This window comes from Amycolatopsis sp. NPDC049868, from assembly GCF_044461365.1.
GTDB lineage: Bacteria > Actinomycetota > Actinomycetes > Mycobacteriales > Pseudonocardiaceae > Amycolatopsis.
The window spans coordinates 333,422-346,900 of sequence record NZ_JBITKV010000011.1; the positions used below are offsets into that span (position 1 = coordinate 333,422).

A 13,479-nucleotide genomic window follows, 5' to 3' on the forward strand; every position below is an offset into this window, starting at 1 on the left:
CAGCCTAGAGGCACACCCGATCTCCGCGGTGTCCTTCCCGTAGTGACACGACGGAACGGGGATGGGATGACGGGCAGCGGGAAGCGCGAGTGGGTGGTGTTCCGCCTTTACGCCGGAGACGGCCGGCGTCACGCCTACCTCGCGATCGATCTGGCGCAGGAGGGCTACTTCCAGGTCCACCCGGTGTGCAACCTGGTGTTCGGGTACCGGCTCGCGCACCTGGCTGAGCTGATCGGTTCGGTGAGTTTCCGCGATCTCGGTAATCGTTTCGAGGTCTGCGACGCGTGCACGCGGTGGTTGCGTGACCAGCCGCACGAGGTGCTGGTGGACAACGAGATCGTCGCGATGCACGGGACGCTGGACCTATCGGGACTGCCTTTTTCAGAGCGTGACCGCCTGACATCGGGCCTAGGCGTCATCGCCGCCGCGTGACTCGAACGAGCTCTGATCGAAGGAGGCCCGCCCGGCATGGGAACCCACGTCACGTCGCTGCCGATCCCCGGCGCATGGAAGATCGAAAATCCGCGCCATGAGGATGGACGGGGGAGTTTCCGGGAGTGCTACCGGGCCGACGTCGTGAACGCCGCCACCGGCGGTACGTGGCAGCCTCGGCAGGCCAGCATGTCGGTGTCGAGCAGGGGAGTGCTGCGCGGGATCAGCGTCGTCACCGGGACACCCGGACAGGCAAAGTACGTCACCTGCGCTCGAGGAGCGGTGCTGGACCTCGTGGTCGACGTGCGCGTCGGTTCCCCGACGTTCGGGCACTGGCACAGGGAGCAGCTGGACGACGACCACGACGTCTCGCTGTACCTGGCAGAGGGTCTCGGTCACGCGTTCCTGTCCCTCGCCGAGAACTCGACGGTGATGTACCTGCTGTCCCAGCCGCACGATCCAGCCAGCGAGGTCCGTGTCCAGGCGCTCGACCCGGACCTCGGTATCACCTGGCCACCTGAGGTCCCCGTGAACCAGTCGGCCAAGGATCGCAGCGCGCCCCGGCTGGCCGACGCCGAACGGGCCGGGATTCTCCCCGCATACACGCAGTGACGAACCGGAATTCAGTTCAGCACCAACGATTACTCCATCGACGACGTCGAGACAGATTGGACTGATCATGCACAGAGTGCTCGTGACGGGCGGCGCCGGATTCATCGGCTCTCACCTGGTCGACCGTCTCATCCAGACAGACCAGATCGACCAGGTGACCGTTCTGGACAGTCTCACCTATGCCGGCGACCGGCGGAATCTCGCCGCCGCCATGGACTCCCCGAAACTGCGGTTCGTCGAAGGCGACATCCGCGACGCCGGCCTGGTCGGCGATCTCCTGCCCGGCCACTCCGCGGTCGTGCACCTCGCCGCAGAGTCCCATGTGGACCGTTCCTTGCGCGATGTCGGCAACAGCGTCGGCACGAACGTGATGGGCACTCAGACACTGCTGGACGCAGCGATGCGCTGCGGTATCCAGAAGTTCGTGCACGTGTCCACCGACGAGGTCTACGGGCCGATGCCGACCGGCGCAGCCGGTGAAGACGCCCCCTTGCGACCCACGGTCCCGTATGCGGCCAGCAAGGCGGCCAGCGACCTGATGGCCATGTCGTACTTCGTCAGCTTCGGCGTACCGGTCTGCATCACCCGCAGCTCCAACAACTACGGCCCCCGCCAGTACCCGGAGAAACTGATCCCGCTGTTCCTGCGCAAGCTCCTCACCGGCGAGCCCGTCACCGTGCACGGTCACGGGCAGCACCAGCGGAACTGGCTCCACGTCGAGGACCACTGCCGGGCGATCGAGCTGGTCCTGCGCCGCGGTGTCCCCGGCGAGATCTACAACATCGCCGGCGGAACCGACCTCACCACCCTGGAACTCACCGGGCACCTGCTGCGGATCGTCGGCGCCGGCTGGGAGGCGGTCACCACCGTGGCGGATCGCACCGCCAACGACATCCGCTACGCGATGGACTGGAGCAAGATCGCCGAACTCGGCTTCCGGCCCCAGCGTGACCTGGTGTCCGGTCTGGCCGAGACCGTCCACTGGTATCGCGGCAACGTCGATCGCTGGCCCGCGGCCGACGCCCCGGGAAAGCCGGCCGCCGCGGAGCTGGCGGCGGTCGGCGGATGACCGTCGTGACGGCACCGGGCGGCCCCCAGGCGAACGCCCGGCCCTTCCTCTACGGCGACGAGATCACCGCCGTCGCCCGCGCGCTCGAGAGCGGCCAGTACGGGCACGGCGCGGAAACCGAGGCCTTCGAACGCGAGCTGGCCGCCTACCTCGACGTGCCGGACGTGGTGGCGGTCGCGACCGGCACCGCCGCGCTGCACCTGGCGCTCCTGGCCGCCGGGGTCAGGCCGGGGGATGAGGTGGTCGTGCCGTCGCTGACCTTCTGCGCCAGTGTGCAGGCCATCCTCGCCTGCGGCGCCCGGCCCCGATTCGTCGATGTCGACCCGGCCACCTTGTGCACCTCCGCCGACCACCTCTGCGCCGCCCTCACTCCGGACACCCGCGCGGTCATGCCGGTCCTCTACGGCGGCCGCGCGGTCGACCTCACCAGCGTGCGCGAGCATCTCGCCGCTCAGGACATCGCGATCGTCGAGGACGCCGCACACGCCTTCGGCTCGCGCCTCGGTCCGCTGCGTGTCGGCGCCACCGGGGACCTGACCTGCTTCAGTTTCGACGCGATCAAAGCACTCACCTGCGGTGACGGCGGGGCCGTCGTCCCCCGGACCGCAGGGGAGGCCGCGGCCTTGCGCCGGGCTCGGGCGCTGGGCATCCCCCAGACCCGCGCGGAACGGGGCGCCGCGGTGTCCTACACCGTGGAGGACACCGGGTTCCGCTACCATCTCTCGACGCTGCACGCCGCGATCGGCCGGGTCCAGCTCGCCCGCTTCCCCGAGATGGAAACCCGCCGCAAGATCCTTTGGACCACCTACGAGACCGCGCTGTGCGAGATCGAGAACGTCACCGTGGTCGACCTCGACGTCACCAACACCGTGCCGTTCACCTGCACGGTCCTCGTTCCCGCGCCGCTGCGGGACGAGGTTCACACGCGGCTGCGCGCCGCCGGGATCGCCGTCGGCGTGCACTACCCGCTCAACCATCTCCAGCCCGCGTTCCACCGGTGGGCCAGCCCGCTTCCACGGTCGGAGTCGCTGTGGCGGCAGATCCTCAGCCTGCCGTTCCATCCCGCCATGACCGCGAACGACGTGCACACCGTCGCGGCGGCCCTGCGCAGAACACTCCGCCTCGCCACCAGCACGATCGACGCCGAGGCGACCGCACCCGCGCAGGTTCCGGATCAGCTGGAGGCGCCACGGTGACTCTGCGCCGCGCCGCCGTGCTCGGGAAAGGAAGCCTCGCCGTGCACGCCTGCGAGGTCATCAGCGCGCTGCCCGGCACCGTCCTGGACACGGTCATCCCCAACATGCCCGAGCCTGACTGGGATATCAGCCTCTCCGGAGCCGTCGAACAGAACTGGCCGCACACACGCGTGCTGCGCTCCGGAGACTGGCGCGACCTCGAACCCGGCCGCTGTGATCTCGTGTTCAGCGTGCTCTACGACAAAATCATCGGCCGCAGCCTGATCGAGGAAACCCCGCACATCCTCAACTGCCACCCCGGACGCCTACCCGCCTACCGCGGCGCCCGTCCAGTCAACTGGGCACTGCACAACCGCGACACCCTCGCCGGCATCACGATCCACGTCATCGACTCCGGCATCGACTCCGGCCCCATCCTCGCCGAAACGCTGTTCTCCATCTGGCCGGACGTCGACGAGGTCGCCGACGTCTGGTCCCGCGCCATGGACCACGGGCGCCGCCTCATCACCGACACCCTGCCCCGACTCGACGCCATCACCCCCACACCCCAAGACGAGACCAGGGCGACCACGCACTACCGGCGAGACAGCCACCTGCTCGGCGACCGCGACGGCTGGACCCGGACCACAACACGCTCACGCCATTGAGAACCACGTCCAGCCACCACGATCACCGACACTCGCCCGCGGCCTCCAGCACAACGTCGACGAGCCGGTCAGCGGCGTCCGGCCGCCCCAGTGCGCGTGCCCGATCAGCCATCGCGTGGCGCCGCTGCGGATCGGCCAGCAGCGGCGCCACCGCGTCCCGCAGATCCGCCGCGGTGACCTCGGCGCCGAGCAGCGCGGCCGCGGCACCCTGCTCGGCGAGATGCCGCGCGTTGTGGGCCTGCTCGCCACCCGCCGAGGACGCCAGCGGAATGAACACCGCCGCCGTCCCCAGCGCGGTCACCTCGGCGATGGTCCCCGCCCCGCTGCGCGACACCACCACATCGGCCAGCGCGAACACATCAGGCAACTCCGAACCGACGAACCCGACCGGCAGATACCGGGCAGCGAGATCCGCAGGCAACCCGGCCGCGCGCTCCTGCTGCGTCTGCAGGGCGGCCGTTCCACACTGGTGCACGACGTTGGCCCGCTCCAGCAGCCACGGCAGGATCGCCGAGACCAGCTCGTTGATCTGCGTGGCGCCCTGCGCGCCGCCGGTGACATACACCGTGGGCAGCGCCCGATCGAAACCCCGCACACCCAGCGCCTTCACCGCCCGATCAGCGTCACCCGCGAGCACCTCCGCGCGCACCGGATTCCCCGTCGCGACAGCGCGCTTCCGCGTGGCGGGCGACAGGAGCGGCAGGGTCGATTCCGATGACACCGCCACCCGGGCCGCGAACCGGGCCAGCACCCGGTTCGCGAGGCCCAGCCGCAACGTCTGCTCGTGGATGACCAGTGGACGGCCACACACCCGGGCCGCCACCCCCACCGGCACGGCGACGTACCCGCCGGTCGCCAGCACGACATCAGGCTGGAACCGCGCCACGGCCGACCGCGCCTGCGCCACGCCGAGCGGGACCCGGGCCATATCGGTGATATTGGCCCGGGACAGCATCTTCAACGGGTTGCGGGCACGACGGATTTTTCCGGTGGCGACGGCCTGGAACGGAATTCCCTGATCGGTGGTGACGCGAGCTTCCAACCCGGCCGCGTTGCCGACCCATAGCACGTCCACGGTCCTGCCTTGATCCGCCAGCCGGGCCTGCAGCGTACGAATGGCCGTCAACGCCGGATAGGTATGCCCGCCCGTCCCGCCGCCCGTGACCAGCAACCGGAACGGCCGCTGGTCGGGCTGCTGGCGGTGTTGGGCGCCGAGCTGCGCGGCCTTGTGCTTGTTCATCGTCAAAACCCGCTGTTTCTCACTCTGTGGGGAAGGCTCGACCGTGACCCGGCGTGAACGCCAGCTTCCGAACCAGATCCTCCCACAAGTGCGGATGGCAGGTGGGTGCCAGTCACGCTATGCGGGGCAGCTGCGCCGCATAGCGTCCATTATGGACCCAACCGCGGGGGTTGGAGGGTGAGGCGCCGCTGCGGGTGCGGGTCATCGGTGCGGGTGTCGCTGGCTCATGCATGCCTGTTGTTGGCAAGGGTGTGACAGGCTGGTGTGGACGATCCGGGGAGAGGGGAAACGCGGTTCGTGACGATCATCGAGCAGACAGCGTCGACGTTTCTGGTGCAGCGCAAGGAGATGCGGTGGCTGATCGGGCTTGCCTGGCACCACCGCCTGGAGATCACGTTGCCGGCCGGTGGCCATCAGGAACCGGGGGAGACGATCGCTGAGACGGCGGTACGCGAGGTCCTCGAAGAGGCAGGCGTGCGGTGCAGGCTCCTGCCGCTGCCCTTGCCGAGCCGGTTTCCTCAACGCCTGATCGGGGTCCCGTGGTGGATCGCCGACGTCCCAGCCGGGCCCGACAACCACACCGGTGCGCCCCACGTCCATCGTGACCACGTGTTCGTCGCCGAACCTGACGGCGACTACTCCGACGACGCCGAGTCCGAAGTGCAGTGGTTCACCGCGGAGGATCTCGCGCACGCAGACGGCGTTTCGGAAGACTCGCGGATCCAGGGAATGGAGATCCTCGCGATCCTGCAGCGGCACGCGGAACGCGACATCAACTGAGCCTCCCGACGCCGGGGTATCGCCGCAGACGGGGCAGGAATAAGCAGGTCGTGATTGGTGTGCGCGTGCCGATACCCAGCTCAATTTCTGCGGGCGTCGCTCGCATGCGGGAGAATTCCGTGTGAGGAGTTCGTTTTTGTCACCGCCACATTTCACGAGGCGTGTGATAGACGGTTGCGGTTCGCGCGTACTATTCTGTGGATCGATATCTCGTTCTGGAGGGACGTGGCGTGGCTCAGCAAGTTTTGGTAAGTATCGTCGACGACATTGATGGCACGGAAGCGGAGGAGACCGTCGAGTTCGGTCTCGACGGCGTGTCGTACCAGATTGATCTGTCTGCGGAGAACGCGGAAGAACTTCGTGACGCGCTGGCACAGTACGTCGAACACGCTCGCCGGGCCGGGGGCGCAAGCGTCGGGCTGTTGTAAGCACGGCTGCGCTGTCGCCGGTATCCAAGGCGCCGACGGCAGCCGACCGTGAGCAGAACCAGGCCATTCGCGCCTGGGCCCGCAAGAACGGGTACGACGTGTCCGATCGTGGACGGATCCCGTCCGAGGTCGTCGAGGCATACCACAAGAAGAACTAGCCGTGGAGCGTCGGAGGGGCGCATTGATGGATGCCCCTCCGACGTTACCGGTGATGACCGCCCGCCGCCTATCCTCGATGGCTGTGACGCAGGGCGGCAACTCGCAGGGCAGCGGCGCTCGTGACGAGCGGGAAGCCATCCAAGTGGCCCGCGAAGCCGACGCCGCTCGCCAGCACTAGCCTTTGGCGGTCCAGGCGGCTGGGCGACTATCAGCGGTGGATCTCGGGCTATGACCCGGACTCGTCCTGGGAAGTGACGGTCGTCCACATGCTCAAGGTCCACCAAGCGAGCGTGCAGTGGATCTCCACGTCGAGTCACGAGGAAGCCCTGGAGCTCGAGCGCTGGTTGATCGAGTGCCATCGAGCGTGTGTCGGCATGGCTCCACTGGTCGTCGGTTGGGAAGCGAAGCGAGAAAGTCAACGCGTGGCTGCCGAGAGATGGGCCAGGGACCTGTGGCTGCGGGGTTACGGCTTGCAGTAAGGCCACTACGACCATTAGTGGACTGTCGCAGCGGCACACAGCGCGGTCAGCGTACTTGGGTCGCTGAGGTCAATGTCGGGGCTGTAGGTCGGATCGCGGAGATGGCTCGCTCGGCATCAAGGGCCGCCGTGTGAGTCCCGTATCTCCTCAAGCGCGAGGACGCTTGGCCCGAGGCCTTGCCGTATCGATCTGCCGCGATGTAGGCACGGGTGGCAGGGACGGGCCAGTAGCAGGCGACGATGGGCGGCGCGCAACGGCGGCACTGATTCGTTGCTGGAATTCGAAGCCGCCGCGAGCGGCCGTTGACGCCTGCCCGGCCTTGGCCGGGATCGTCGCTCTACGATGGGCTCCCGCAGTTCAGCGTGAGGTGGAACGAATGCAGCGACCGCAATCAGCCGCGACGGAACGCATCGGTGTCGACCTCGTCGCCCTGGCGGTGAGTAAGGGCCTCGGCTGGATGTTCCGTGAGCAGCCGGTGAACGACGTCGGCATCGATGCTCACGTCGAGATCGTCGAGAACAGCGAAGTCATCCCGAGACTTCTCGCGGTGCAGATCAAGTCGGGTGTGAGCTTCTTCGATCAGCCTGTTGCTGACGGGAACGGATGGTGGTTCCGGCCCAGCGACGTGCATGTGAAGTACTGGACCAACCACGTCCTCCCCGTCGTGGTCGTGCTGGTGAATCCCGAGACCGAACGGATCCACTGGCAGATCGTCACGAGCGACACCTTGCAGAAGAGCACGCGAGGCGGTTGGAAGCTGCGGGTCCCGGAGGACAACCTTCTGGACTCCACGGCTCGGCATCAGCTGCGGGTACTTGCCGACGGCGACCCGTACGTACTGCGTGTGCGTGAACTGCAGCTCGCCCAGCCGTGGATGCAGTTGCTGAAATCCGGACAACGACTGCTTGTGAGCATCGACGAGTGGATGCACAAGTCGTCGGGACGTGGTTCGATCACCCTCAGTTCCATCGTCGACGACGGCGACGACCCCATGTGGCTGGCGGACTGGGAAGTCCTCCTCGGCAGGCGAGGCTACGACGAAGTGGTGCCCCGGCTCTTTGCCTGGGCTGATGTCTCCTTGCACGAGTACACCTACGACAACGCGGACTACGACCTTTACGAACATGAGTGCGTCCGCTACGACAACGAAGGCGACCGGTACGCCGGCGAGAGCTTCAGCGAATGGCAGCAGGGCCGGGTGATGGCGCCCGGCCTGAGGCCCTACACCGACGACGGAGAAATTGCCTACTGGCGACTCGAGCTGAGTCTGAACGCCCTGGGCACGGCATTCCTGTGCGTTCACGACTTCGCCACCCATGGGGATCCTCAATTGATCACCAAGTCCTGAAGGAAAATGGCGACGTGAACGCCTGCACGCGGCTTATCGGATCGATGACCTCGGCGCGGGCATCGCGGCACTGACGGAGGATGGCGACCCCGTGCAGGTCGCCTTGGACTACGTGCACGACGTCCGGCTGGCAGGATCGCCGACCCGGTCGAGCGCTGGGCCGCGATCTCGCGCTTCACCGCCGAGCTGCCAGCGCACTGGGCCAGGTATGGGGCTTGAGCGTTGGACAGCTCGTGTACGAGGCTTCCTCGACGTCGTCGCGAACGGGGCTGAACGAGGAATGTGGAACGACGTTGACCGGCCCGTCGCACTCGACAGGATCGTGCGCACGATCCTGAGCGGTCAGCTCGTGCCCTGCCCGCGGAACCGTTACGGCGGACACCCCTGGTGGTGGGGCCGGGCCGATGAACGGCGTCACGCCGAGAGAATCGGCACCGACGTGGATCCCGCACCCATCCGGCGGCGGCCGTGGGACAACGTCGACTGAGGAAGACCAGGCTGTCAGCCAGCCACCGTGGCGGAAGCTCCTGCATCGACATAGACCGGGGACCGTGGTCGAACGGTGTCCTCAGCGGTGATGTGGCGTCGTCCGGCCCGGTTCGGCCTCCTGAGCAGGGGGAGCCCTGCACCAGATCGCCACGCTCAAGCTGCTGCGTTAGCCCAGGACCAGGCCGCGTGCAACGCGATGATCAGGGCTTCGTCGTCGGCGAAGGTGGGCTCGTCGTTTCCCACGGGCAGCCACACCTCACCGACGACGTTGTCGCCGTGGTGTCGGACCAGGGCGATACCGGGATAGGACAGCGTCTCCGGCTGTTCGTCGAAGTCGCCGTTCGTCACCGTCTTGATCGCCCAGCGCAGCTGCACCCTACGGTCATGCCCCATCCAGCCACACCTCCCGTGCTTGTCGTTCCGGGTATGTCGCATCCCAACCCGCGCATGTAACACGCTGACGTGGTTCCTTGCATGGAAGCCGTGGTTTCACCCCTGTGTGGTTACGAAATCCGGCGTCAATGCGCCATCTGGGTTAATGTGAATGGACAAGCGAAGCCGCTGGGAACAGGGCACCGGATTGGCGCGTGGGAGGTCCGGGATGCGTGCTCAAGGGACGGTGACGTGATGGCCGTGCTCCGGCCACCGGTGCCGCTGCCACAGGCGTTGCCGACGCGGGAAATCCCGGTATCTCATCCCCGCCGCGAGTGGATTTTCCAGCCGAAATGGGACTTCTGTACATGGTTTGGGGCTGTTGGATGCGTCGGTTGTGCTGCCGGTCACGCGAGGGCGCGGCGTCGGCGGTGACTCCCTGGTTCGACGACCACCTGGTTCACAACGAAAATCGAATGATTTTCTCTGGGCTGACCCACTTACGGAGCGCAGGTGTGGTCGTCTGGTGACGCTGCTGCGGCGAGTTCTGTCATGTCTGTCCAGCTCAGGGACGCGCCGTGAGCCTCCGCTGCCATGCGCTGGGTCGGGGTGAGTGCCTTGGCCAGCTCGGTCTCATGGGAGCCTGAGCCGGCCCGGACGACGCTGTCTCGGCGCATGCCCAGTTGGTCTGCGTGGTTGAGGATCGCGGCTTGCAGGGTGGCCGCGTCGGTCGGTTGGCCGGTGCGCAGCAGTATGTCCACGCAGACATGCATAGCGATGACGAGTCGGTCGACGGCGGCTTCACGTTGGAAACAGGCTATGGCCCGTTGCACAGTGTCGGCGGCGTTGCTGACCTGATCCTCGGTTGTCGCGTGCCGTAGCAGTGATCTGCCGAGTTCGAGTTCCGACCAGCCAGCGAACCAGTACATGTCAGATTGCCGAGCCAGTCGGACGGCCTCTGCCAGGATCTCCTCGCCAGAGCGGAGGTGTCCCTGCGCGGCGAGTGCGGCGCCGAGGGTCATGCGGGCGCCGAGTAGGAACCAGTCCGATGGCACCTGCTGCCCGATGGTGATCGCCTCCTCGGCGGCGGCTCGTGCCTCGTTGATCTCTCCGGTGTGTAACCTCGCCAACGCCCGGTAGTACAGAGCGCGGCCGCGCAGCGTCTGGTGCTCGTCGTCGACCCGGTCGCCGATCACGGCGAAGGCTTCGTCGCTGTGCCGGCGTCCTTGCGCCTCGTGACCGGCGTGCTGTGCGAGACCGGCCACCGCGGTGAGCGCGCGTGCGCGGTCTACTGTGGACGCGCCGGTCGCGGCGCGTAGGGCGGCGCCAAGCAAGTTGCGACTCTCTGTGATGTGGCCACTGCGTGCCCAGAACCAGTCGAGCAGCCCGGCTGTGCGCAACGCCGCGACTGGTTGGTGCGCGAGGTCATGGTTTATGCCGGCACGGAGGTTCGGCCACTCATGCTGCAGCGCGGCGACAGCCCGACCCGAGTGCCTACTGCCGAGTTCCGCGACGCATTCGGCGGCGAATGCGCGCACCCAGGCGGCGTGCGCGCCGCAGGTCGCCGCTGGCTCCGGATCCGTCGACCGGAGGTATGCGCGAATGGTTTCCAGCATGCGATAGCGAGTTGGTGTGGTCGTTGTGTCGGCCATGATCACCGAGCGGGAGATCAGCGACGACAGCGACGTGAACACCGCCCCTGGGTCGCATGTGCCGACGGCTTGGGCCGCGGTCAGGGAGAAACCGCCCTCGAACGGCCACAACCGCAGCAGGAGCGCGCGGTCGGCGGTGGAGAGCGGCTCGATGCTCCAGGCGATGGCTTCGTGCAGCGTCGCGTGTGGTGTCAGCGATCCGCGTGGCACCGGCGCGAGCGCGGCGAAGCGATCTGCCAGCACCTCGGCGATCTCGTCGAGACCCAGGACTCTGGCGCGGGCAGCGGCGAGCTCGATCGCGAGGGGGAGGCCGTCCAGTGCCTCGCACACCCGCGTCGCGTGGCGCAGTTCACCGGGCGTGGGTGTCCAGCTGGGACGGATCGTGCGCACGCGGTCGATCAGCAGCGCCACGCCGGTCTCCGTGGGCAGCGGAGCTACTGGCAGCGTTGTCTCGCCGTCGATGTTCAGCGGCTCCCGGCTGGTGGTGAGGATGCGCAGCTGAGGGCACCCGGTGAGCAGCGCCGCGACGAGCTCGGCGACAGCGTCGGTGAGATGTTCGCAGTTGTCGAGCACCAGCAGGCCATGCTGGGCTGCCAACGCGCGAACCAGCGTCTGCCGCGGATCCCCCGCCACCTCGATGAGCCCGACGGCGTCGGCGACGGCCTGCGACACCACCGCCTCCTGACCGACATCGGCGAGCCGGACCAGCCAGGAGGCCCGTCCGGTGAGGTACTCGACCACGAGTCGGGTCTTGCCGACCCCGGCCGGGCCGACCACGGTCACCAGGCGCCGCTCGTCCAACAGCAGCGTCAGTGTCCGCAGCTCGGCTTCCCTGCCGAGAAACGACGACAGCGGACGACCGGGCGCGATGGACGGGGACGGCGACCCGCTCGCGGTGATCTCCACGCGGTCCTGGCCACCTTCGTCGAGGAGGGCCGGGTCGCTGGTGAGGATCTGCTGGCGCAGTGTTCGTAGTTCGGTGCCAGCGTCGATCCCGAGGTCCTCGGCAAGCCGGTCCCTGGCCTGGTCGTAGGCGGCGAGCGCGTCGACCTGGCGTCCAGTGCGGTAGAGCGCGCGCATGAGCAGCGCCCACAGCGGTTCCTGCAGCGGGTACGTCACCACCAGGCCACGCAGCTCTTCGACCACGGCGCCGTCCCCGGCGGCCAGTCGCGCGCCAAGGTGCTCCGCGGTCAGAGAGAGCCGGATCTCGGTCAGGCGGGCCGCTTCGGCAACTGCGGCGCCGTGCAACTCGACGTTGTCGAAGGGCTGGCCGCGCCACAGACTCAGCGCTGTCTCGAATCGCTGGACAGCGACCACGTGCTCGCCCGCTTGCTGGGCATGGCGGCCCTGCGCGACGAGGTCCTCGAAACAGGACAGGTCCACCTCGCCGGGCTGTACCGAGATCAGGTAGCCGCCACCGCGGGCCACCATCCGATGCTCGCCCTCAGGCGCCAGCACCCGCCGCAACCCCGCCACATGTGTGCGCAGGTTCACCGCGGCCGACCTGGGTGCCGACTCGCCCCACACCATGTCGATCAACTCGACGATCGATACCACCCGGTTGGGATGCAACAACAACGCCGCGAGCACCGCCCGCTGCCGGCCAGCCCCTACCGACCGCGGCGCGCCGTCGGCAACCACTTCTAGCGGCCCCAACACCCGAAACTCCACGGCCCATCCCCCTGCTTGTTTGGGACAACACAACAAGCAGGAGTCCCGAGTGTCAACGCTATTGCCCTTTTGGGCAGCTTCTGCTGTACCCACGTGTGTGCCGATTCTGTACGCCAGACACCGCATAGTGGGGCTCCAGTAACCTCCTGAATTCAAAGGGGAATCAATGAGGAAAACGTTGGGATCGATAGCGGTGCTGGTGCTGGCGGCCGTCGCGTTCGCCACGCCCACGGCCGCGGCGTCATCCGCACCCGTCGATAAGAACACGCCACGCGACCTGGCCTCGGTCGTCGCGGAACAGGCACGTACCAATGCGCCGGACGTCTGCTGGAACCAGGTGTACATGTTCTCGCGTGACAACGGCCGGTACGTTTCTGCCGAGCTGAACTACGGCGGCGACAATTACGCGATGTTGCGGGCACGGGCGGGTGCGATCGGCCCGTGGGAACAATTCAGAGTGTGCTTCCACGACTGGTACTGGACCATCCAGTCCCAAGCCAATGGCCTTTACGTCGCGGCTGAGGTGCGTTACAGCGACGACGATCGCGGGATGTTGCGGGCACGGTCGATCGCTGCCGGCCCGTGGGAACGATTCACCATTAACGTCGATGAATGCGGTTCCGGATGCACGACCATCAGATCCCAGGACAATGGCCAACTTGTTGCCGCCGAGATGGGTTACAGCGGTGACGATTACGGGATGCTGCGGGCACGATCGACCGCCACCGGTCCATGGGAGCGCTTTTTCGTCGCGCTTAGATAGCGTCGCATAGGACTGTCGGCGCCCATGGCCTCGCGGCCATGGGCGCCGCGAGTTTGGAGGTGTAGTTGACCAGTGCGAGTACTTCCTGGGCCAGTCGGCGGCCTTCGGCGCTGTCGTAGGGGAGTCCGGCCGCGAGCAGCAG

At 67.3% G+C, this 13,479-nt stretch carries 12 protein-coding genes and 1 pseudogene; 10 read left to right on the forward strand and 3 right to left on the reverse strand.

The features are described from left to right. Positions 1-66: 66 nt before the first annotated feature. The 5 genes from ACIBTM_RS35875 to ACIBTM_RS35895 all read left to right on the forward strand — a co-directional run bounded on the left by ACIBTM_RS35875 (position 67) and on the right by ACIBTM_RS35895 (position 3,956). Positions 67-432 carry a hypothetical protein gene (locus tag ACIBTM_RS35875; RefSeq protein WP_395881586.1) on the forward strand — a complete coding sequence of 122 codons (366 nt, stop codon included), beginning with the start codon at positions 67-69 and terminating at the stop codon, positions 430-432. Between the two features lie 36 nt (positions 433-468). Further along, positions 469-1,044 carry a dTDP-4-dehydrorhamnose 3,5-epimerase family protein gene (locus ACIBTM_RS35880; protein WP_395881587.1) on the forward strand — a complete coding sequence of 192 codons (576 nt, stop codon included), beginning with the start codon at positions 469-471 and terminating at the stop codon, positions 1,042-1,044. 67 nt (positions 1,045-1,111) lie between these two features. Beyond that, complete coding sequence (locus ACIBTM_RS35885) at positions 1,112-2,113, forward strand: dTDP-glucose 4,6-dehydratase (RefSeq protein ID WP_395881588.1); 1,002 nt, start codon at positions 1,112-1,114, stop codon at positions 2,111-2,113. Continuing rightward, positions 2,110-3,309, forward strand: coding sequence for a DegT/DnrJ/EryC1/StrS family aminotransferase (locus ACIBTM_RS35890; protein ID WP_395881589.1), 1,200 nt, complete (start codon positions 2,110-2,112; stop codon positions 3,307-3,309). Before ACIBTM_RS35885 ends, ACIBTM_RS35890 begins: the two co-directional genes overlap by 4 nt. Continuing rightward, on the forward strand, positions 3,306-3,956 hold the full coding sequence (locus ACIBTM_RS35895; protein ID WP_395881590.1) for a formyltransferase family protein: 651 nt from the start codon (positions 3,306-3,308) through the stop codon (positions 3,954-3,956). The genes ACIBTM_RS35890 and ACIBTM_RS35895 overlap by 4 nt, the downstream gene beginning before the upstream one ends. Positions 3,957-3,978: 22 nt before the next feature. Here the strand turns inward: ACIBTM_RS35895 and ACIBTM_RS35900 are convergent, their stop codons facing one another. Then, a complete protein-coding gene (locus tag ACIBTM_RS35900) occupies positions 3,979-5,196 on the reverse strand; it encodes a UDP-N-acetylglucosamine--N-acetylmuramyl-(pentapeptide) pyrophosphoryl-undecaprenol N-acetylglucosamine transferase (protein WP_395881591.1) in 1,218 nt (405 codons plus the stop codon). A 297-nt stretch (positions 5,197-5,493) separates the two neighbouring features. Here ACIBTM_RS35900 and ACIBTM_RS35905 point away from each other — a divergent pair, with 297 nt between their 5' ends. From ACIBTM_RS35905 to ACIBTM_RS35920, 4 genes and pseudogenes are all read left to right on the forward strand, one after another. After that, complete coding sequence (locus ACIBTM_RS35905) at positions 5,494-5,976, forward strand: NUDIX domain-containing protein (RefSeq protein WP_395881592.1); 483 nt, start codon at positions 5,494-5,496, stop codon at positions 5,974-5,976. A gap of 230 nt (positions 5,977-6,206) precedes the next feature. After that, a pseudogene (locus ACIBTM_RS35910) lies at positions 6,207-6,562 on the forward strand (Lsr2 family protein). A gap of 799 nt (positions 6,563-7,361) precedes the next feature. Then, positions 7,362-8,390 (forward strand): DUF4365 domain-containing protein, encoded by a 1,029-nt coding sequence (locus tag ACIBTM_RS35915; RefSeq protein ID WP_395881593.1) that lies wholly within the window; start codon positions 7,362-7,364, stop codon positions 8,388-8,390. A 280-nt stretch (positions 8,391-8,670) separates the two neighbouring features. Further along, a complete protein-coding gene (locus tag ACIBTM_RS35920) occupies positions 8,671-8,877 on the forward strand; it encodes a hypothetical protein (protein ID WP_395881594.1) in 207 nt (68 codons plus the stop codon). Positions 8,878-9,032: 155 nt separating this feature from the next. Here the strand turns inward: ACIBTM_RS35920 and ACIBTM_RS35925 are convergent, their stop codons facing one another. Beyond that, positions 9,033-9,272 carry a hypothetical protein gene (locus ACIBTM_RS35925; protein ID WP_395881595.1) on the reverse strand — a complete coding sequence of 80 codons (240 nt, stop codon included), beginning with the start codon at positions 9,270-9,272 and terminating at the stop codon, positions 9,033-9,035. A gap of 479 nt (positions 9,273-9,751) precedes the next feature. Next, entirely contained in the window at positions 9,752-12,574 is a 2,823-nt protein-coding gene (locus ACIBTM_RS35930) for a BTAD domain-containing putative transcriptional regulator (protein WP_395881596.1), read from the reverse strand. A 166-nt stretch (positions 12,575-12,740) separates the two neighbouring features. On the opposite strand from ACIBTM_RS35930, the gene ACIBTM_RS35935 reads away from it, so the two are divergent. Next, a complete protein-coding gene (locus ACIBTM_RS35935; RefSeq protein WP_395881597.1) occupies positions 12,741-13,337 on the forward strand; it encodes a fascin domain-containing protein in 597 nt (198 codons plus the stop codon). The last annotated feature ends 142 nt before the right edge of the window (positions 13,338-13,479 follow it).

Coding starts and splice junctions, on each gene's coding strand:
- ACIBTM_RS35875 (WP_395881586.1), top strand. CDS start 67: ATGACGGGCAGCGGGAAGCGCGAGTGGGTGGTGTTCCGCCTTTACGCC.
- ACIBTM_RS35880 (WP_395881587.1), top strand. CDS start 469: ATGGGAACCCACGTCACGTCGCTGCCGATCCCCGGCGCATGGAAGATC.
- ACIBTM_RS35885 (WP_395881588.1), top strand. CDS start 1,112: ATGCACAGAGTGCTCGTGACGGGCGGCGCCGGATTCATCGGCTCTCAC.
- ACIBTM_RS35890 (WP_395881589.1), top strand. CDS start 2,110: ATGACCGTCGTGACGGCACCGGGCGGCCCCCAGGCGAACGCCCGGCCC.
- ACIBTM_RS35900 (WP_395881591.1), bottom strand. CDS start 5,196: ATGAACAAGCACAAGGCCGCGCAGCTCGGCGCCCAACACCGCCAGCAG.
- ACIBTM_RS35920 (WP_395881594.1), top strand. CDS start 8,671: ATGTGGAACGACGTTGACCGGCCCGTCGCACTCGACAGGATCGTGCGC.
- ACIBTM_RS35925 (WP_395881595.1), bottom strand. CDS start 9,272: ATGGGGCATGACCGTAGGGTGCAGCTGCGCTGGGCGATCAAGACGGTG.
- ACIBTM_RS35935 (WP_395881597.1), top strand. CDS start 12,741: ATGAGGAAAACGTTGGGATCGATAGCGGTGCTGGTGCTGGCGGCCGTC.